The sequence below is a fragment of the Lutibacter citreus genome, assembly GCF_003260195.1.
GTDB classification, from domain to species: Bacteria; Bacteroidota; Bacteroidia; order Flavobacteriales; family Flavobacteriaceae; genus Lutibacter; species Lutibacter citreus.
This window is the reverse complement of the sequence record NZ_QEIH01000003.1, coordinates 389,243-408,180: the sequence shown is the minus strand read 5'-3', so window position 1 is coordinate 408,180 and position 18,938 is coordinate 389,243. Positions and strand designations below refer to the sequence as shown.

The window sequence follows — 18,938 nt, the reverse complement described above, 5'->3', positions numbered from 1 at the left end:
TTCCCTTCTTTTATTCCTCTCTCCTATTTTGTTTTGTAAAAGACAAGTTATAATACAGAATTGTTTATTTCTATATCTGCATGTTCCCAGGCAACATTAAATTCTTGTTTAATTAATTTAGCTTCTTTTAGTTTCCCTTGGGCTTTAAGACTTTTATGTAAACCTATTAAAGACCATCCGTTTTGGCGAAGAACCTCTAAATCTTCTTTAAATATTTTTTCTGCTAATTCATATTTTTTAGCTCTTAGTAATACTGCGCCTAAATTTTGTCTTGTAGGAATATGCCAAGCAGCAGGTTCTGTATAAACTAGAGCATCTTCAAAAACAACAGCTTTTTTAAGGTGACTAATTGCTTTTTCAATATTTCCTTTCAGAGCTTCTAATTCTCCTGCAACAACTTCAAAAGCAATATTCGCGGCACTTAATGAAGGATTGTTTGGTGTAGCAATTAAGTTTGCTAATTCTGGATCAGATTTAAGTGTTTCAATAGCATTTAATTCTTCTTGAGCCTCTTTAATATTTCCTTTTCTAACAAAAGCAATACCTCTGGCATAATGTCTCATCAAGTTTAGATGTTTAAATTCAGATTTTGGAGCTGGTATTGTTAAAATTTCATTCCATTTACCAAATCTAGTATAAGCCAACAAAGGCGTTGAAGCAAAATCTTGTAAAAATGGCAATTCTAAAAGTTCTCCAATTGGTACTCTTTCAGCTGTTTTTTTAGCTGCATTAATAGCCAATTCACTATTACCTAGCAAACTAGATGCAGACCATAAAAAATGAATGTTATGAGGGTAATATGCTAAAGGATACAATCCTTGTGAATAGCATTGAGAAATATAATCTTCATCTGCTAAAATAGCAGCTTGATTCACTTTTACAGCATCTAAATACCTACCAACTCTAATATAAATATGGGAAGGCATATGAACAATATGTCCTGCTCCGGGCATTAAAGAACCCAATTTATCTGCACTTTTCTCACCTAAATCTGGGTAAGGAAGTTCTACCATATGAATGTAATAATGATGTGCGCCTGGATTCTCGGGATTCAATTCCATAGCTGTTTCTAAAGCCTTTTTCGCTTCGGTTATATTTGGAGATGGATTTCCGTTTTTATCCCAATAATTCCAAGGAACAGTATTCATAATAGCTGCTGCATATAAAATTTGAATATTTGCATCTTTAGGAAATCTAGCAACAACATTTGTCATTGCTTGCATATAAGCCATGTTTAATTCTGCAACATCTTTTGTTAAATCATTACTATATCTTTTAGACAAGGCTTCTATAAGCGCTTGTTCTTTTAAACTTGCTTTTGAAGCTAATTGTTGGGCTTGTAATAGCGCTTTATTTATTTCAATTTTTCGTTCTTCAGTTGGAAAAGGATCATTAATATTTGGACCTAAAGCAAAAGCTTGTCCCCAATATGCCATTGCCAAATTAGAATCTAATCTTGAAGCTTCCACAAAAGAACGATGTGCTTCTGCATGATTAAAAGCGTATGATAGTTTTAATCCTTGATCAAAAAATGCTTGTGATCGTTCTAAATTAGCAGTAACAGAAAAATGTAGATTACCTAAATTTTTAAAAAGAGGTGAAATTTGTTTTGTTGAATCTATATAATCCAATAAATACTTTTGAGGAGTACATTTTATAACATTCATAGCTACTTTTGAAATGGGTTTTTCATTTTTATTAGCAGTAAATTTTATTGTTAAAAGAGCTGTACCAATAATAATTATTCCAAATAAAATAATGTTTGATTTTAATTTCATAATGGCGGTTAGTTTGTAGTGATTAGTGCAATATGGCTTGTTCAAAAAAATATTAACTACTGTAAACTCGGAGTAATAATCTACTTAGTTTTTATACTAGGTTTTATTATTATGAAGAAAAAAACCTAAATGTTATTTGTAATGTAATAAATATATAACACTTAAACTAATGACAGTTAGTTTTTTAATACCCTAACTATTGTAAATATTTCTATTTTTTTAATTTTTTAAAAATGTCAATTTAGTTAAACTCCCCTTCTATATTGTCTTATAAAAGAAATTTAAACTAATCCTTAATTATCGAAACTAAACAAAATATTTATTTGTTTAATAAGGTGAGAATTGTATATAAATCAATTTTATAAGGTATAAAATGATTAAGATCAGTTTAAAAAAAATACACTTTCTAATTGTTATGACTATGGTCATTTAATTGCTTGTTTTATAATAATAACTTTGATTAAATGGTAAATAATATACATAAAAATGAAAAGAATTCTATGTGCTACCGATTATTCTAAAAATGCAATTACAGCTTTAAAATACGCATTTGCAATAAGTGATAAACTAAATGCATCTCTTTTGATTACTCATGTGTTTGATTACCCTACAATTTTAGAAACAGAAGTTAAAGAATCTAACCCTAATCTTGAAGGAGAAGCTTTTAAACAAGAACAATTAAAACTTAATAAGTTTTGTAAACTTCATTTAGGAGATGAATTAAACTCAAAAAATGTGAGTACTGAAGTTATTGAAAACACATCAGTAGTTAATGGAATTATTGACAAAGCAGATGATATTAATGCATTCATGATTGTTGTAGGAATGAAAGGAAAAAGCTTTTTAAAAGATCTTATTCTTGGAAACACCTCCAGACAATTAATTGACAAATCTCATTGTTTGGTTTTAGCAATTCCTGAAGATACTTATTATAACGAAATTAAAACCATTGTTTACGCAACCGATTTTGACCTAAAAGAAGATGTTGAAGTTATTGAAAAACTTTCCGGAATAGCAAAAGCATTTGATGCCAAAATAGAAGTGGTTCATATTTCTAAAAAAAATGAATTTGGAGGAGAAATACAAATGAATTTATTTGAAGACACTCTTAAAAACAGCATATCCTATGATAAAATAGGCTTTAAGGTATTGTACTCTGAAGATATTTTTGATTCTCTTAGGGTTTATTTAGGTGATGTAAATGCAGATATGGTAATAATGCTAGAAAGAGAAAAGAGTGGTTTTTTTAATAATTTATTTCATCAAGATTTAGTTAAAAAAATGGAACTCTATGGCAAAGTACCATTAATAAGTTTTAATGAAAATAATTTTGGATTGTTACACTTTTTAAAATTTTATTAATCATAAAAATTAAAACAATGGCTAGAAGAATATATTTAATATTAATAATAATTTCTATGTTATTAGGATGGTATCTTTTTATGTTTAAAGAAACACATTCTACAACATTTTTACTTGTTATTACAAGTCTTATTTTTTTACTATTTAGTGCTGGAATTCACGGTTTATTGGCGCATTCATTAAAACCAAATATTAAAGGCGACATTATTGGATACCCTATTGTTATGGGGATTATATGGGCTGTTTTATTCTTCTTGTTTACGTTTTTTATATTGCCTGTGTTTTGTTCTGATTTTTCATTTAGTGGCTTTTAAAATGTACATATTACTTTTAGTTAATTATTCTTTAATAAAAAAGCCCATCTCTAGGAGATGGGCTTTTCTTTGAAAATATATGGATGTTATTAGATAACTTTTACGTTTACTGCGTTTAATCCTTTGTTTCCTTCTTGTAAATCGAATTCAACTTCGTCACCTTCTCTAATTTCGTCGATTAATCCTGAAATGTGAACGAAATGATCTTTATCAACACCTTCTTCTGTGATGAATCCAAATCCTTTTGTCTCGTTGAAAAATTTTACTGTTCCTTTACTCATTTTAATGTAATTTAATTTATTAATAATTACTAGATAACAAAGATAGTGCCATTAATTAAATATACTGCAATTATTTTTTAAAAAAACTTGATACTTCCCTCCTTTTATCTATAGTAATCCACATAAAAAAACCTAAATCAAGTTTATAATTTAGGTTTTTATATAATAAACTCCAATTGGATTATTTAATTAATTCCAATGCTTTAATAACATTTTTATCATTAAAAATAGTGTCTCTTTGGATTTTTAAAATTTTTGTTGTTGATTTTGGAAAATGTAAATTAGAATAAATAAGAATTTCATTATACTCTTCTAAAGATGCTTTTTCACCTTTAATAGCTTCCTCTAACATTGCTTCATCATTGTCTGGTAAAACAAATGCTTTCGCATTCATCCACGCTCTATGTGCTTTTCCTTTAAAACTACCACTTTCTTCTGGCACATAACCAAAAGTGGCAATTTCTGCTGCTAATTGTTTACCAAAAACTTTTCTATCGTTTGCTTTTTTATTAAAATAGGCCTTTAAGTTTTCACTAGTTGCATTTTCTGCAGCTGTTCTATAACCTTTTTCTGCGTCATTATTTTTTTTTAGTAATCCGTTTAATTGTTCTGATACTTCTTTTTTGTAATTATCCATAAGTTGTTTTTTTTAAATTATTAAGTAATTTATTTTAAGATGCTTACTGTTTTACATCATATATAATAGGTTAGTTATATTGTTACTTTTTATTTACTATAAAACTAGCAACAAGAGCTACTAAACCAATACCAATACTTATATAAGCATTTTTGTTATTTTGCGTTTCAAACTCTGCAATACCAATATCTACTGATGCTTCAGGTGTTACAAGTTCATATCCACCGTAAATTAATAGCGCTAAACCAGCAACTATTAAAATTATTTTTATCGTTTTATTCATAATTATAAGTTTTGTATTTATTAAAATTGATATCTAATACCTAATGCAATATCTAAGTCTAAGTCGTCACTATAATTATCGTTAAAACCTAATTCAGGTCTAATATCTAAAGACATTACAATTGGTATATTAAAATTATATTCTATTCCCAAATCTGCAGCTGCTAAAATAAAAGTCCCATCATTTATTGGTGCATTAAAAGATCCAAACCCTGCACCTGCACCAATAAACCAATTAAAATTAGTATCTATAACATTTACCCATTGATAGAGCGCTACAAGTTTAAAAGCATCTACCTTATTAGAGTTTCTAAAACCTAAATCAAATTCTAATCTATTATTGTCTGACATGTATCTTTGATAAGAAATTTCTCCTCCAAACCCATCATTATCACCTACTCTAATACCCAATGCATTTTTAGATATATCTTGAGCTGAAATTGCTGTTGTTACTAATAAAATTGTACTAAAAAGTATTGTTTTTAAATATTTCATTTTTTTTTGTTTTTAAGTTCAATACAAAGATATGGTCAATGTCTATGTTAGTTTTGCTCATATCATTTTGATCTTAACTCATTTAAAAATTATACTTAATTAGCTCATTTTTAAACAAAGCACATTTTAGTTTACCTTTATAGCAATTAAAAAATAATAAGCTTGAAAATTATTGAAATTACGGCTAAGAGTACTGAAGGAACTGTTAGACAAATAAAAGATGTTATTGGCGGAAAAATTACTGAACGCTGGGGCGAGTATGTTTTAGAAGTTGATAATGAGAACGCAAAAGGTAAAATCACCTTTATTACTTTTGAATGGGGAGGCAGCGTTTTACAATACGATATAACTTTTTTTGATGATATTTCCTTAATTATGGATGCATCGGAATTTAATCCAATTCATTTTGTATATACTTCTTTAGGCCATAGTTTCCATAGATTTAAATTAAATGAAGAAAAAAGAAAAATAGAACAGTTTCAATCTGTAATTATTACTAGTAAAGATGATGGCTATAATTATGGTTATTTTGAAAAAAATGTAGAAGTTCATATTCATTTAATACAAATTAGCCGAATGAAATTCATTAAAAAACGTTTAAATGATGCTTCTGTTTTAAATAAACATTTATATGAAGTTTTTCACGATCAACAACATGAAAGAGTATTTGCTTATTTTGGAACCTATAATTTAAAATTAGCCAACTTAATTAAGCAATTTGATAAGGTGAAGCAAAAAGGAATGATTAGAATTTTGATAAAAGAAGGTATTGTTTACCAAATTTTATCGGAACATATGACACAACATAATAAAGATGTACGATTAAAAAAACAACCCGATACATCACTAACTAAAAAGGAATTAAATAGCGTTAGAAAAGTTGCTGAAAGAATCTTAAAAGATGTTTCTAAAGATTATACGGTAGATGAGTTGGCTTTAAAAAGCGGATTAACTCAAGCTAAATTACAAGAAGGTTTTAAATTATTATATACAAGAACGGTAACTGAATATATTCGCCATGTTCGTTTGGAAGAAGCAAGAGATTTAATGAATACAACAGATTTAAACATCTCTCAAATTGTATATACTATAGGGTTCAGTAGTAGAAGTTATTTTTCGAAAATATTTAAAAGAAAATATAATTTAAGTCCAAGTGAGTTTTTAAAAAACAAGCAAGAAGCTGCTATTAAAATCGCTTAAAAATCACACTAAACAACTGAATTATGATGGATTATGATGATTATGATGCGATTTCTTGAATTTTAAATTTAGTTAAAAAGGGTTTAGAAATTAAGTATTTAATATTTTTCATTGGGGTTTCTTTATCTAACCATATTTTTTTAAAAATATCTGGTATTTGAATTGGCATAATTTCATATAAATTATTTACAGAACTTAAAGATGAATTTGCATTCGTATTTATAACAGAACAAGTTACAAAACCATCTTCTAAAACATTATAAATACCCGCAAGATAAAAAGGTTTTAAAGGATCTTTTTCAACCAAATAATCAACAACTTTATTACCATTTAAATGATGTGTATAAAACCCAGTTACAATAATTAGGCATCTGCGTTCTTCTATAGCTTCTTTATATAAAACACTATGCATAATATCATTTTTACTTACGTGTAATGTTGTTTTTAAACGTTGAAATTTTTTCCAATCTCCTTCAAAATTTTGAGGTAAAAGTCCCCAAATACCTTGAGTAACTATTGATGGTTCTTCAATTGTTAAAATTGAAATAAATTGCTCTTTACGTCCATCAATTTTAAGTTTTGGTTTATAAATATTTGGATACATAAAATTTAATCCTAGCTCCTCTTCTATTAGAGTTTTACTAGCTGTATTAGATAAACTATATTTCATAATTAATATATATTAGATTTTTAATTTTTGTTTTTTGTTTATTTATAATAGAAAAAATCCCGTAGTAATTACCATTAGCACGCCAACAATTAATAAGGTTGCAACTATATAAAAACCAATTCGAGTAATACGATTATTTTGAAAAATATAATTTCTATTCTTTCCTTTCGGGTTCTCTTTTATAATTTTAAAGTCTTCTGTTCCTTGTTTCATTTTATTAGTTGTTTTAAAGTTCATTACAAAATTATAGTAAGACTCCTCTTTACTTTAATTCATATCATTTTAATCTTTGCTCATATCGTAAATTATAATACAAACAGTATTTGCATTTGAGTTAACATCAATTTTAAATGAGCAAAAGGAAAGTATAGTCCTCCCCTAACTTTGCTGTATCAAAAAAAATGAATTATTAACCTTTTAAAATTTAAGATTATGTTACGTTGGACAATCACCTTTATAATAATAGCATTAATAGCAGGAGTATTAGGATTTACGGGAGTAGCTGGAGCAGCCGCAGGAATTGCAAAAGTTTTGTTTTTTATCTTTCTAGTGCTATTTGTACTTTCATTAATTAGTGGAAAAGCAAAGAGAATTTAAAAAAGCACTTAATTTTTAAGAATGAAATAAATTATCATTCTGAAATGAGCAAAGCATAAAATGATATGAGCAAAAGCGCTCAAAAATGTCAAATTACTTTTGTAGTATCAATAAAAAAATGAATTATTAACAGTTAAAAATTTAATAAAATGAATTATTTAAATATCCAAAACGAAAATATTTTACCAGTAGCAAAAGAGTTAAATCAGTTATTGGCTGATTACCATTTATACTATCAAAAATTACGAAACTTTCACTGGAACATAACAGGAAGAAACTTTTTTGTACTCCATGAAAAATTTGAAGAAATGTATACAGATGCTCGTATTAAAATTGATGAAATAGCAGAGCGAATTTTAACTTTACAATATCATCCAATGAGCAGATATAGCAGCTATTTAAAAGCTTCATCTATTAGTGAAGATTCTCCTTTACAAACTGATAAAGAAATGATAGAATCAATTATTAAAGATCATAAATTACTATTGAAACAAATGTCAATAGTAATTAAAGAAGCTGAAAAAGCTGAAGATGACGGAACAATTGATTTAATTGGAAGTTATATTTCTTCCTTAGAAAAAACAAGTTGGATGTTAAATGCATTTACTAAAAAAACATCCGAAAAATTAAAAGAAGAATTAATTGAATCTTAATATTAGTTAATTTTTAAAAACAACAATCTTAATTAAGATAAAAAGCGCATCGTTGAGATGTGCTTTTTTACATTCAGTTAAAAACTATAAAAAAAATATTTTGAATACTAAACTCTATCTAAAATCGCTTTTCTGTACAACTTTCCTATAGGTAGTTTTACATTATTGTTAAGCATTACTTGGTTGCCATCTATCAATTTAAGTTTATTAAAATTTATAATACTAGATTTGTGAATTCGTAAAAAATTATTAGGTAATTTATCTAAAAAATCTGATAATGTATATGGCGTTAATATCATCTTATCTGTATAAATTTTAATATAATTTCCATAGGCTTCTATGTACTGTATTTTTTCAAAATTTATTTTAATAATCTTTTTATCACTTTTCACAAAAATTGATGTTTTAATTCCCTCTTCCGCTATAGAACTATGTACCATATGATTAGATGGGTTTTCTTTAACCTTTAATACAGCTTGTATAAAACGTTCCAATGAAAAAGGTTTCAATAAATAATCCGTTACTGACAATTCAAAACCTTCAATTGCGTATTCTGGATATGCTGTTGTTATAATAACCTTTGGTTTTTGCTGCATTGTTTTTAATAAACTCAGCCCAGATAATTTAGGCATATTAATATCTAAAAACAACACATCAATTGTATTGTTTTGAAATACTTCCATTACTTCAAACGCATTTTTACAAGATGCTACCAGTTTTAAATTTGGAATCTCTTTTATATAGTTTTCTAAAATTTGACGTGCAATAGGCTCGTCATCCGCTATTACGCATTGTAAAGTATTCATTTATAATTCAAGTATTAATTCAACAGTAAACTTATTAGTGTTATTATATATATTTAATTTGTGTTTTTCTGGATACATTATTTTCAACCTTTTAATGGCATTATTCAATCCTATACCATTTTTCCCTTTTTCTAATTCCTTATCTCTTATAGATGTTAATTCACTGGAATTACTGCATTTAAAATTCAATTTACCATTTTCTTTTTTAATATGAATTGTTACATTGCTCTTTTCATCTTTTAATATTGCAAGATGTTTAAAGGCATTTTCAACAAATACAATTAGCAACATAGGCGCAATTTTATGGCTATAAAACTCACCTTCTTTGGTAAAATTAATTGTTACTTTATCCTCTAATCGTATTTTTTCTAATGCAATATAGTTTTCTAAATAAACAATTTCTTTTTCCAAAGGAGAAAATGTTTCCTTAGTTTCATACAAGCTATAACGCAGTAAATCTGATAATTTAAGCATTAAACCTGGGAGCTTATCTGATTTGATAACTGAGAGCCCATAAAGATTATTTAACGTATTAAATAAAAAATGAGGATTCAATTGAGCTTTTAATAATTTCAATTCGGCTATTTGCCCCTGTTGTCTTCGTATAAAACTATCTCGAGCAATTTTAATTGATGAAGCAAATATGAGTGCCAAAAACATAATACCTATAAAGTTGATAAACATTTTTAACTCTAACTCTTGGTTTGTTACTGTTTTTATAAGAAGTACTGAAATCACAGTAAATAATAAAGTGTTAGCAACAAATAAAAAGAAAAAAATTAGCGATTTTTTTTTCAAAAATGGAAGAATAAATAAATTATTTAAATAAATGGCTGGCGCTAATAGTAGAATTATAAAAATAGATGTTAAAGCTTTAGATTCTCCTTGTATAGTAATTATTAAAATTAAAAAAAGAAAAAACCATATAAATAGGTTTTGAACTATCTTATTATCTATCCATTTATCAAGTTTTAACATATTGTTTGCTTAAAATTCCCTCCAAAAATAAAGTTTATGCTTTAAAACTACATTTTTTAATGATGAACGAAACTATTTAAGGTTTCAATGTATGGTTTTTAATGATATTAGTCATTCTCACTCGTCATCATTTTATTAGAGTTGTTCGTCATACTTATTTTAACCTAACTGAGAATTAAAATAGTTTTGAGTATAATTTAAAACCATTTAGACATGAAAATTTCACAACAATTTACACTTTTAGTATTTGTACTTATTCAAAGTATTGGATTTAGTCAAACAAATAATTTAGAAATTATTTCTAATAAATATAACGCTTCATTGCAAGAAGAAAATAAGGGTATTGCTGTACTTGTTAAAAAAAACAATCAAATTAATACAATAAGTTTCGGTAATTTCAACTTGTCCGAAAATAAAGTATTTAATATAGGAAGTGCTACCAAAACCTTTACAGCAATATTGATTCTACAGGAAGTTGAAAAAGGAAATATGAGCTTGAATGATAGCATTGGAATGTACCTAACTCCTATTAAAATTGTATCACAATCTTTAACTATTGAAAACTTACTGTTACATGAAAGTGGTTTGGATGAAGTAATTGTACGTAATATTGAAACTATATTTTTTGCCAAAAATGATTCATTATATAATGCGCAATTATTAGATCAAGTTGAAAAAAATAATTCTGAAATGTTAGGGAAATATGATTATTGCAATACCAATTATTTTCTACTAGGAAAAATTATTGAAAAAGTTACAGATAGAAGCTATTTTGATTTATTAAGAGAACGTATAATTAACCCTTTAAAAATGACACATTCATATCCGTATGTGCATAAAAACATTGAAAACCTTGCAACACCATATCACCAAGATAAAGATGTAACAGAATACTTAGATTATCGCTATTTTGCTAACATTGCCTATGCTGCAGGAAGTATTGCTTCTACACTCACAGACATGGAAATCTTTTATACTTCTCTATTTGAAACAAATATTTTATTGAAGAAAGAAACTGTTGAAAAAATGATGGATTCTGGATATAATTTCTACGGACTAGGTCTTAGGAAATCTACTTATAATAATGTTAAATACTATGGTCATGGTGGTAATAACATAGGATATTCTTTTAGAAACGGATACAATCCTATCACCAAAAACTTATACTTAATGTTTTCTAATTCGCAGAGAATTCCATCAGAAAAATCTATAAAAAATGATGTATTAGCTTACTTACATGATGAAAAAATTGAAACCAAATTAAATGAAATTGATTTGGATAGTTTCAAAAATTTTATTGGAAATTATTTACTTAAGGAAGCCAATATAACACTAGAGATTATTGAAGAAAATAGTAAAATGTATTTAGTAGGTCAAGGAACTAAAAATCTATTAGTTCAAAAAAATGAAAACACTCTTTTTGAAACCAGTCACGGAGTAGATTTAGAACGTGTTAATGGAGATATAAATACTTTAAAATTTACTCAAAATGGTTATAAAACAACTATTTCAAGAGTTAACACAACTAAAAAATAAAAGCATATGAAACTAGAAATTCAAAACGTATCTAAAAAATACAATAGAAATAAATATGGATTAAAAGATTTTTCAATAACAATTGAAAAAGGAATTTTAGGCTTATTAGGCCCTAATGGTGCCGGAAAATCTACTTTATTAAAAATGATTGCAACCGTAAGTAAACCAACTGAAGGAATAATAATATTAAATAAAAACAATATTCTAAAAGATGCTAATTATATGCGAAAACAATTAGGTTTTTTACCACAAGATTTTGGTGTATATCCTAATTTAAATGCCGTTGAGTTTTTAGAGTATATGGCTGCAATGAAAGGGATTGGAGGCCCAAATTTAAAACCACGAATTAACCAAATTCTTGAAGGTTTAAATTTACTAGATGCGGCACATAAGCCCATTGGTTCTTATTCAGGAGGAATGAAACAACGGGTAGGCATTGCACAAGCATTATTGAATAATCCTAAAATTGTAATTTTTGATGAACCTACAGTTGGTTTAGATCCAGAAGAACGAGTACGTTTTCGCAATCTTATCTCAGACTTGGCAAATGATTGTATTGTTATTCTTTCATCTCACATTGTTTCTGATATTGATACCATAGCAGATAAAGTGGCTATTATGAAAAACGGAACACTAATAACACATGGTAATCAAGAAACTATCATAAAAAAGATACAGGGAAACGTGTTTAAAACAAGTATTGATAAAACACAATTAGCAGACTTTAAAAACCGGCATATTATTGTGAGTACTTCTAGAAAAAATGAAAAATTAAATGTTCGCTATATCAGTAGTCAACCGCTTGAAAATTCTATTAAAAAAGAAACAAATCTTGAAGACGCGTATTTGTATTTAACTAAGATCAACTAAGGTTTACTTACTATTCAATTTAACAAAACTTAAAATCATGAAAAGCTTTATAAAAATCATAAAATTAGATTATTTACAACGTACACGTAGTTATTCATTTTTAATAACATTGTGTGTGAGTTTGGCAATTGCCTACACATTTGTTCCTGAGCCAAATGCAACGTATTCTACCATTAGAATTGATGATTATGTAGGATATTATAATTCAGCTTGGTTTGGTTATGTTACTGCAATTATAACAAGTATAACTCTATCTCTCATCGGTTTTTTTTTAATAAATAGTGGAATTAAAACAGATATTTCAACTAGGGTTGGCCAAGTAGTTGCAGCAACTTCTATTTCAAATTTTAAGTATTTGTTTTCTAAAGTTTTAAGTAACTTCTTAGTCTTAATAACTATTATTGGAATAGTTTTTATAATGAGTATCATCCTCTTTTTTTTATATAACGATGGTTTTGTTTTTGAACCATTACAATTTATAAAGCCCTATATTTTTATTACAATCCCTTCAATGTTTTTTATTGCTGTTTTAGCTGTTGTTTTTGAAATTGTGTTTGGTAAATATTCAGTTGTTCAAAATTGTATTTTCTTCTTTTTATTTTTGGGGTTAATGCAATTTACACCTAAAAATAACTTTCAATATTCATTAGATATATTTGGAACTAAAATAGTTATGAATGAATTAGAAAATACAGTTAAAAAAATTATAAACATTAATTCTACTGAGAATTTATCAATTGGTTATGTTTTAAAAAATGTAAAAAAAGCGAAAAAATTTCATTTTAATGGTATTAGTTTCCCTACTATATATCTGTTAAGTCGTTTTATTTGGATTCTTATTGGCGTAGGGATAATTGCAATTATTGCTCCATTTTTTCATAGATTTAATGTAAAAGAAAAAATCACAAAACCCACTAAAAATAAGGTTTCAATAGTTAAAGAATTTTCAAAAGAAATTGAATTAATCAATATTCCAAAGGCAAGTTTAAATTATAGTAGGTTTCCGTTATTAAAAACAGAATTATTATTACTTATTAGAAAAGATAAAAAATGGATGTGGATTATTAATCTTATAGGAATGTTATTGTTAACTCTACTTCCTTTAACTATTGCACATCAAATGGTGTTGCCAATTTTATGGTTTTTACAAGTAAATCGTTTATCAGATATTACAACTAAAGAAATAACCAACAACACACATTATTTCTCATTTTCATCATTTAAACCTTTAAGTAGATTGTTAGTTACTCAACTATACTCCAGTATTTTATTACTATTATTTTTAGCTTCTCCATTAATTATTAGATTAGTAATAAACACCAATTTTCTTTTAAGTTTTTCTGTTTTTTTGGGTGGAATATTTATTGTTTTATTAGCATCTGTATTGGGTATGATATCAAAAGGTAAAAAATTATTTGAAGTTATGTTTTTTATGATTACTTATGCTAATATTAACGGAATTGTATTTGTAGATTATTTTGGCGGATTTGAACATAATCAGTTTTATCCTGTACAACTTAGCATTATAACTTTAATTTTAGGAAGCGCTTGCTTCTTTATAAGGAATTATCAATTGAAAGGTTAACTTGTATATTTTTGTAGTTCAAATTATATAATATTTCACTCCTTTTTAATTAGTTTTTCTACAAAAGTATAAAGGAAACTTCCTAAAAAAATATATGAACATTTTTAAAGGAGTTTTATAAAATATTTTAGTTTTTTTATCATACTGACCCAAGTCATTTCTAAATGGTCATTTCAAACCTAATTTAGCATAGTAAATTTTGTTTAACTTAAAAACATAAAATTATGTCACTAGTAAAATTTAAAAGAGGACCAATGGAAAATTTTTTGGTATCAGATTTTTTCAATACTGACGATTTCTTTGACAATAGATTATTGAATAAAGAAATGAATGCGCCTGCTTTAAATATTAAAGAAACTAAAGAAGCCTTTGAAGTTGAATTAGCAGCTCCTGGTTTTGAAAAAAAAGATTTTGATGTTACAATTGATGAAGGTTGTTTAAAAATTTCTGCGGAAAGTTCTAAATCAGCTGAAGAAAAAGATGATAACTATACTCGTAAAGAATTTAGTTACAGCTCTTTTGAGAAAAAATTACAACTTCCAGATTCTGTAAAAGAAGAGGATGTTAAGGCTAATTATAAAGATGGTGTTCTTAGATTTAATCTTGCAAAAAAAGAAGAAGCTAAGATTCATAAACCTAAAAAAGTAGAAATTGCTTAAACCTATAATCTTAAAAAAAAGTAGGAGGTGAATATTTTCACCTCCTACTTTTTTGTTTCTATTTTATGGTATTAATCATAATTTATTCTGTAAAAATTACTGATATTACTTACTTTAATAAATGACCTAAATCAGGGTTTATCATTTTTAAATTATGCAACTTTGTAGTATAGTTAGTTAAATTTTATACTTAAAGTTATATGATTTGGAACTTAATATTTATAAATATTTTAATATGTTCGTGGAGTTATTCTAACACTTCAGAAGAGAACATTTACTTTGATGTTGTTCATAACACAAAAGTAATTGGTAGTTTAAAAGCTACTAAAATCATAAAGAATTCTCAAACCATTTATAAAAGTTCTACCACTATAAAAACTAGAATTATAAAAGATATATGCGTAAATTACAAATACAATGTTATTTTTAAAGATGCTTTTTTAGAAACATCAAATGTTCATATTACCATAAATGATAAGTCGCACACCAAAACATTAACAGAATGGAAAGATGCCAAATATCAAATTATAAAAAATGAGAAGAAAAGAAAAACCTTTAAAGATTCTATCTCCTACTCTACGGTACAACTGTATTTTAATGAACCAATAAACATTAAATCTTGTTATTCAGAACAAGACGGTAGTTTTAATACTATAGTTGCAATGGGAAATTATACTTATAAAAAAGTAAACTCAAAGGGAAAGGAAAATATGTACTTTTATAAAAAGGGTATTTTAAAAAAAGCAATCATAGATGGTGGTGCTATTAAATTTAAAATTATCGCAAGAAACACAAATTAAACTATGACATTAGCACTTATTTTATATTTTCTATTGGCATTTGTTTTAGTGGTTAAATTATTACTCAATGGAATACGGCCAACTAAAACACTGGCTTGGCTATTGGCTATTTTTACAATTCCTGTAGGTGGAATGCTTTTTTATTTTATTCTTGGTAGAAATAGAAAAAAAAATAAATTTTATACACTTAAAAAAACCAAAGAAATTTCTAAATACCTTAATAATGTTGAAAATTATTACGGTACTATAAAAGATAATAATTCTACTCCTGCGGACATTAAGAATCATATTAAGTTAGCAAAGCTTATTACCAAAGGATCAAATTTTTCACCAACTATTGGCAATGAACTAATCCCTTTAAAAAATGGACAAAATACTTTTAATGCTATTTTTAAAGCTATGGAAGGAGCTAAAAAGTTTATACATATTCAGTATTATATTTTTGAAGAAGGAGTTTTAGCTGAAAAATTCAAATCCATATTAAAACAAAAGATAAAAGAAGGTGTTGAAGTTCGTTTTCTTTATGATGCTTTAGGCAGTAGAAAGCTAAGTAACAAGTATATAAACAAACTTAAGGATACTGGAATACAAGTGAATAGTTTTTTACCAATGCGATTAGGAAGACTGCTCTCTTCCATTAATTATAGAAATCACAGAAAAATTATAATAGTTGATGGTGATATTGGTTTTACCGGAGGAATTAATGTTTCTGATAAATATATAACCGGAGATCCTGATTTAGGTAAATGGTACGATATGCATTTACAAATAAAAGGACCTCTTGTAAATAGTTTACAAGCTGTTTTTGCAATGGATTGGAGTTTTGCTAGCGGTACAGATAATTTGTTAAATACGTATTATTTAAAGCATTCAACACCCGGAAAATCAATCGCTCAAGTTGTTGCTAGTGGTCCCGACTCTGATTTTTCTTCTGTAAAACAACTTTATTTTTCAATGATTAGTAATGCAAATAAATATATTTATATAATTAACCCCTATATAATTCCTGGAGAGGCATTAATGGAAGCTTTAAAAGTTGCCGCAATGAGTGGTATAGATATTCGGTTGCTATTATCCGCTAATTCGGATAGCTTTTTAGTAAAATGGAATGTTCGTTCTCATTTTGAAGACTTATTAGAAGCTGGCGTGAAAATTTACTTGTATTCAGATGGCTTTTTACATAGTAAGGTTATTATATCAGATGATGCCTTAACATCTATAGGAACTGCAAATTTAGATATTAGAAGCTTTGAACAAAATTATGAGGTAAATGCTCTTATTTACGACAAAGAAATCACGACTAATTTAAAACTAGATTTCTTAAATGATTGTAAAAAAAGTAGACAAATAGACTATAAACAATTTATTAAAAGACCAAAACTTGAACGATTAAAAGAAGGTATGGCTAAGGTTTTTAGTCCCGTTTTATAAAGAACTAAAAATAACCAATAATAATCACATTCATTTATAATCAACCTAATACCTTTGTAACAACTAATATAAATCACATAATGACTATAGGGCTAGTACTTTCTGGAGGTGGCGCAAGAGGCGCAGCTCACATAGGGGCAATAAAAGCATTAGAAGAATTCAATATTTTTCCAACTCATATTTCAGGAACAAGTTCTGGGGCTATTGTAGGTGCCTTATATGCTGCTGGTGTTAGTTGGTCTGAAATGTTAAGTTTCTTTAAAACTATATCCATATTTCAAACCAATAGATATGCATACAATAAACCAGGATTTATAAATTCAGATAATTTTTATGATGATCTTAAGAAATACCTTCCAAAAGATAATTTTCAAGATTTAAAAAAAACACTATTTATAACAGCAGCAAATGTAATTGATGGGACTCTAAAAATATTTAGTGAAGGCCAACTTATAAAACCTATTATAGCTTCAGCCTCATTTCCTGGTGTTTTTACTCCTACCGAAATAAATGGAGAATATTATATAGATGGTGGAACTTTAAACAATTTTCCCGTAGAACCATTAAAAAATAATTGCGATAAAATTATTGGTATTTATGTAAATCCATTAAAAAAAATTAACATTAAAGATTTAAAACACTCCTATTCTGTAGTACAAAGAGCTTATAAAATAAAAGTAGCTTCAGAATCTATGCTAAAATTTTTAGATTGTGATTTAGTTATTTATCCCGAAGAACTTGTTAAATATGGCACTTTTGATATGAACAATATAGACGCTATTTTTGATTTAGGTTATACAACCACAAAAAAAATACTTCAAGAAAATAAAAATATATAACAATTTCACTTTTAACTTAACATTATGACCTAGATCATTTTATATAAAAAAATGATGGTGTAAATTTGTTATTCATTTTGAATTTCAGCTATGAATTTCAACGAAATAAAATTACCCATAAATTTAGAATCTTGGATTACTTATATAATAGTTATTCTAGGAGGGATTTTAATTGGTCTTTTGGTACGTTGGGTTTTATTTTCTTTTGTTAAATTATCAAATAAAAGAAAGCCAACAGTAATAAAAGCTCAACTACTAAAACATTTAAATACTCCTACTAAATATCTTCTCCCTATTCTTTTTATTTACAGTTCTTTTCGTTTTTTAGACTTAAATATATTATGGTTTAAGATTATTGAAAGTCTTATTATTCTCAATTTTTCATGGTTAATTATCGCCTCAATAAATGCAATAGAACAAGTTGTTAAACAAAAATTTAATGTTGATGAAAATCATAAAGCGAAAGAAAGAAAAATAATGACTCAACTTCGTTTTATAAAAAGTATTTCTATTGTTATAATATTTACTCTTGCCATATCTGCTCTTTTATGGAATATTCCAGCAGCAAGAAAACTTGGTACAACCATACTAACTTCTGCAGGTGTTATTGGTATTATTGCAGGTGTTGCCGCCCAAAAATCTATAGCTAATTTAATTATTGGTTTTCAAATTGCCTTTACCCAACCTATTAAAATAGATGATGAAGTTGTTATTCAAGAAGAATATGGTACAGTTGAAGATATAACACTAACGTATGTAGTTATTAAAACTTGGGATTGGAGACGGTTGGTTTTACCATTAAATTTTTTTAGTGATAATTCTTTTGTTAACTGGACTTTTAATTCTACTGAATTAATTGGTAGTGTGTTTATCTATGTAGATTATACTTTTCCTGTTCAAGTATTAAGAACAAAGTTATTGGCAATTTTAAAGGAAAACCCATTATGGGATAAAAATGTTTGGGGTCTCTTGGTTACAAAAAGCGATAAACACTCTATAGAATTACGAGCCACATTTAGCGCTAAAAACGCTTCAGATATTTGGGATTTGCGCTGTGAAATTAGAGAACAACTAATCGGTTTTATTCAAAAAAACTATCCCGATTCCTTACCAAAAAAAAGGTATTTAGAAACAATAAAAAATTAGGGAATTAAAACTGTAATAC

At 26.9% G+C, this 18,938-nt stretch carries 22 protein-coding genes; 13 read left to right on the top strand and 9 right to left on the bottom strand.

The features are described from left to right. Positions 1-47: 47 nt before the first annotated feature. The gene (locus tag DAD81_RS07900; protein WP_111707711.1) at positions 48-1,778 is read right to left on the bottom strand and encodes a tetratricopeptide repeat protein; all 1,731 of its coding nucleotides are present in this window, start codon (positions 1,776-1,778) and stop codon (positions 48-50) included. Between the two features lie 486 nt (positions 1,779-2,264). Between DAD81_RS07900 and DAD81_RS07895 the strand changes: the two genes are divergently transcribed. Next, entirely contained in the window at positions 2,265-3,140 is an 876-nt protein-coding gene (locus DAD81_RS07895; protein ID WP_111707710.1) for a universal stress protein, read from the top strand. Between the two features lie 17 nt (positions 3,141-3,157). After that, the gene (locus tag DAD81_RS07890; protein WP_111707709.1) at positions 3,158-3,454 is read left to right on the top strand and encodes a hypothetical protein; all 297 of its coding nucleotides are present in this window, start codon (positions 3,158-3,160) and stop codon (positions 3,452-3,454) included. An 89-nt stretch (positions 3,455-3,543) separates the two neighbouring features. Here DAD81_RS07890 and DAD81_RS07885 read toward each other — a convergent pair whose 3' ends face one another. The 4 genes from DAD81_RS07885 to DAD81_RS07870 form a co-directional block, all read right to left on the bottom strand. After that, positions 3,544-3,735 (bottom strand): cold-shock protein, encoded by a 192-nt coding sequence (locus tag DAD81_RS07885; protein ID WP_111707708.1) that lies wholly within the window; start codon positions 3,733-3,735, stop codon positions 3,544-3,546. A gap of 181 nt (positions 3,736-3,916) precedes the next feature. Next, a complete protein-coding gene (locus DAD81_RS07880; protein WP_111707707.1) occupies positions 3,917-4,372 on the bottom strand; it encodes a ferritin-like domain-containing protein in 456 nt (151 codons plus the stop codon). Positions 4,373-4,454: 82 nt separating this feature from the next. Then, positions 4,455-4,655, bottom strand: a complete 201-nt coding sequence (locus tag DAD81_RS07875; RefSeq protein ID WP_111707706.1) for a hypothetical protein — start codon at positions 4,653-4,655, stop codon at positions 4,455-4,457. A gap of 20 nt (positions 4,656-4,675) precedes the next feature. After that, entirely contained in the window at positions 4,676-5,149 is a 474-nt protein-coding gene (locus DAD81_RS07870) for a hypothetical protein (RefSeq protein WP_111707705.1), read from the bottom strand. A 162-nt stretch (positions 5,150-5,311) separates the two neighbouring features. On the opposite strand from DAD81_RS07870, the gene DAD81_RS07865 reads away from it, so the two are divergent. Continuing rightward, positions 5,312-6,349, top strand: coding sequence for a helix-turn-helix domain-containing protein (locus DAD81_RS07865; protein ID WP_111707704.1), 1,038 nt, complete (start codon positions 5,312-5,314; stop codon positions 6,347-6,349). A 40-nt stretch (positions 6,350-6,389) separates the two neighbouring features. Here the strand turns inward: DAD81_RS07865 and DAD81_RS07860 are convergent, their stop codons facing one another. Both DAD81_RS07860 and DAD81_RS20700 read right to left on the bottom strand, forming a co-directional pair. Further along, positions 6,390-7,019, bottom strand: coding sequence for an SOS response-associated peptidase family protein (locus tag DAD81_RS07860; protein WP_111707703.1), 630 nt, complete (start codon positions 7,017-7,019; stop codon positions 6,390-6,392). Between the two features lie 42 nt (positions 7,020-7,061). Then, complete coding sequence (locus DAD81_RS20700; protein WP_157961101.1) at positions 7,062-7,232, bottom strand: hypothetical protein; 171 nt, start codon at positions 7,230-7,232, stop codon at positions 7,062-7,064. A gap of 219 nt (positions 7,233-7,451) precedes the next feature. Here DAD81_RS20700 and DAD81_RS07855 point away from each other — a divergent pair, with 219 nt between their 5' ends. Both DAD81_RS07855 and DAD81_RS07850 read left to right on the top strand, forming a co-directional pair. Beyond that, positions 7,452-7,616 carry a DUF1328 domain-containing protein gene (locus DAD81_RS07855; RefSeq protein WP_111707702.1) on the top strand — a complete coding sequence of 55 codons (165 nt, stop codon included), beginning with the start codon at positions 7,452-7,454 and terminating at the stop codon, positions 7,614-7,616. Positions 7,617-7,765: 149 nt separating this feature from the next. Next, positions 7,766-8,269 carry a Dps family protein gene (locus DAD81_RS07850; RefSeq protein WP_111707701.1) on the top strand — a complete coding sequence of 168 codons (504 nt, stop codon included), beginning with the start codon at positions 7,766-7,768 and terminating at the stop codon, positions 8,267-8,269. A 107-nt stretch (positions 8,270-8,376) separates the two neighbouring features. Here the strand turns inward: DAD81_RS07850 and DAD81_RS07845 are convergent, their stop codons facing one another. Further along, on the bottom strand, positions 8,377-9,075 hold the full coding sequence (locus tag DAD81_RS07845) for a LytR/AlgR family response regulator transcription factor (RefSeq protein ID WP_111707700.1): 699 nt from the start codon (positions 9,073-9,075) through the stop codon (positions 8,377-8,379). Further along, the gene (locus tag DAD81_RS07840; RefSeq protein WP_111707699.1) at positions 9,076-10,053 is read right to left on the bottom strand and encodes a sensor histidine kinase; all 978 of its coding nucleotides are present in this window, start codon (positions 10,051-10,053) and stop codon (positions 9,076-9,078) included. It lies immediately after the preceding gene. Between the two features lie 213 nt (positions 10,054-10,266). On the opposite strand from DAD81_RS07840, the gene DAD81_RS07835 reads away from it, so the two are divergent. The 8 genes from DAD81_RS07835 to DAD81_RS07800 all read left to right on the top strand — a co-directional run bounded on the left by DAD81_RS07835 (position 10,267) and on the right by DAD81_RS07800 (position 18,919). Next, positions 10,267-11,589 (top strand): serine hydrolase domain-containing protein, encoded by a 1,323-nt coding sequence (locus tag DAD81_RS07835; protein WP_111707698.1) that lies wholly within the window; start codon positions 10,267-10,269, stop codon positions 11,587-11,589. Between the two features lie 6 nt (positions 11,590-11,595). After that, positions 11,596-12,459, top strand: coding sequence for an ABC transporter ATP-binding protein (locus DAD81_RS07830; RefSeq protein WP_111707697.1), 864 nt, complete (start codon positions 11,596-11,598; stop codon positions 12,457-12,459). Between the two features lie 37 nt (positions 12,460-12,496). Continuing rightward, complete coding sequence (locus DAD81_RS07825; protein ID WP_111707696.1) at positions 12,497-14,044, top strand: hypothetical protein; 1,548 nt, start codon at positions 12,497-12,499, stop codon at positions 14,042-14,044. 224 nt (positions 14,045-14,268) lie between these two features. Next, the gene (locus tag DAD81_RS07820) at positions 14,269-14,703 is read left to right on the top strand and encodes an Hsp20/alpha crystallin family protein (protein WP_111707695.1); all 435 of its coding nucleotides are present in this window, start codon (positions 14,269-14,271) and stop codon (positions 14,701-14,703) included. A 200-nt stretch (positions 14,704-14,903) separates the two neighbouring features. Beyond that, positions 14,904-15,503: a DUF6134 family protein gene (locus tag DAD81_RS07815; protein ID WP_111707694.1), complete on the top strand. Its 600-nt coding sequence runs from the start codon at positions 14,904-14,906 to the stop codon at positions 15,501-15,503. A gap of 3 nt (positions 15,504-15,506) precedes the next feature. Further along, entirely contained in the window at positions 15,507-16,934 is a 1,428-nt protein-coding gene (gene cls / locus DAD81_RS07810) for a cardiolipin synthase (protein WP_111707693.1), read from the top strand. Positions 16,935-17,014: 80 nt separating this feature from the next. After that, entirely contained in the window at positions 17,015-17,773 is a 759-nt protein-coding gene (locus DAD81_RS07805; protein WP_111707692.1) for a patatin-like phospholipase family protein, read from the top strand. Positions 17,774-17,863: 90 nt separating this feature from the next. After that, complete coding sequence (locus tag DAD81_RS07800) at positions 17,864-18,919, top strand: mechanosensitive ion channel family protein (RefSeq protein WP_111707691.1); 1,056 nt, start codon at positions 17,864-17,866, stop codon at positions 18,917-18,919. Positions 18,920-18,938 lie beyond the last annotated feature (19 nt).

Bases quoted from the DNA above. Each gene is read 5' to 3' on its own strand.
- DAD81_RS07900 (WP_111707711.1), bottom strand. From the start codon at position 1,778: ATGAAATTAAAATCAAACATTATTTTATTTGGAATAATTATTATTGGT.
- DAD81_RS07895 (WP_111707710.1), top strand. From the start codon at position 2,265: ATGAAAAGAATTCTATGTGCTACCGATTATTCTAAAAATGCAATTACA.
- DAD81_RS07890 (WP_111707709.1), top strand. From the start codon at position 3,158: ATGGCTAGAAGAATATATTTAATATTAATAATAATTTCTATGTTATTA.
- DAD81_RS07885 (WP_111707708.1), bottom strand. From the start codon at position 3,735: ATGAGTAAAGGAACAGTAAAATTTTTCAACGAGACAAAAGGATTTGGA.
- DAD81_RS07880 (WP_111707707.1), bottom strand. From the start codon at position 4,372: ATGGATAATTACAAAAAAGAAGTATCAGAACAATTAAACGGATTACTA.
- DAD81_RS07875 (WP_111707706.1), bottom strand. From the start codon at position 4,655: ATGAATAAAACGATAAAAATAATTTTAATAGTTGCTGGTTTAGCGCTA.
- DAD81_RS07870 (WP_111707705.1), bottom strand. From the start codon at position 5,149: ATGAAATATTTAAAAACAATACTTTTTAGTACAATTTTATTAGTAACA.
- DAD81_RS07860 (WP_111707703.1), bottom strand. From the start codon at position 7,019: ATGAAATATAGTTTATCTAATACAGCTAGTAAAACTCTAATAGAAGAG.
- DAD81_RS20700 (WP_157961101.1), bottom strand. From the start codon at position 7,232: ATGAAACAAGGAACAGAAGACTTTAAAATTATAAAAGAGAACCCGAAA.
- DAD81_RS07855 (WP_111707702.1), top strand. From the start codon at position 7,452: ATGTTACGTTGGACAATCACCTTTATAATAATAGCATTAATAGCAGGA.
- DAD81_RS07850 (WP_111707701.1), top strand. From the start codon at position 7,766: ATGAATTATTTAAATATCCAAAACGAAAATATTTTACCAGTAGCAAAA.
- DAD81_RS07845 (WP_111707700.1), bottom strand. From the start codon at position 9,075: ATGAATACTTTACAATGCGTAATAGCGGATGACGAGCCTATTGCACGT.
- DAD81_RS07840 (WP_111707699.1), bottom strand. From the start codon at position 10,053: ATGTTAAAACTTGATAAATGGATAGATAATAAGATAGTTCAAAACCTA.
- DAD81_RS07835 (WP_111707698.1), top strand. From the start codon at position 10,267: ATGAAAATTTCACAACAATTTACACTTTTAGTATTTGTACTTATTCAA.
- DAD81_RS07830 (WP_111707697.1), top strand. From the start codon at position 11,596: ATGAAACTAGAAATTCAAAACGTATCTAAAAAATACAATAGAAATAAA.
- DAD81_RS07825 (WP_111707696.1), top strand. From the start codon at position 12,497: ATGAAAAGCTTTATAAAAATCATAAAATTAGATTATTTACAACGTACA.
- DAD81_RS07820 (WP_111707695.1), top strand. From the start codon at position 14,269: ATGTCACTAGTAAAATTTAAAAGAGGACCAATGGAAAATTTTTTGGTA.
- DAD81_RS07815 (WP_111707694.1), top strand. From the start codon at position 14,904: ATGATTTGGAACTTAATATTTATAAATATTTTAATATGTTCGTGGAGT.
- cls (WP_111707693.1), top strand. From the start codon at position 15,507: ATGACATTAGCACTTATTTTATATTTTCTATTGGCATTTGTTTTAGTG.
- DAD81_RS07805 (WP_111707692.1), top strand. From the start codon at position 17,015: ATGACTATAGGGCTAGTACTTTCTGGAGGTGGCGCAAGAGGCGCAGCT.
- DAD81_RS07800 (WP_111707691.1), top strand. From the start codon at position 17,864: ATGAATTTCAACGAAATAAAATTACCCATAAATTTAGAATCTTGGATT.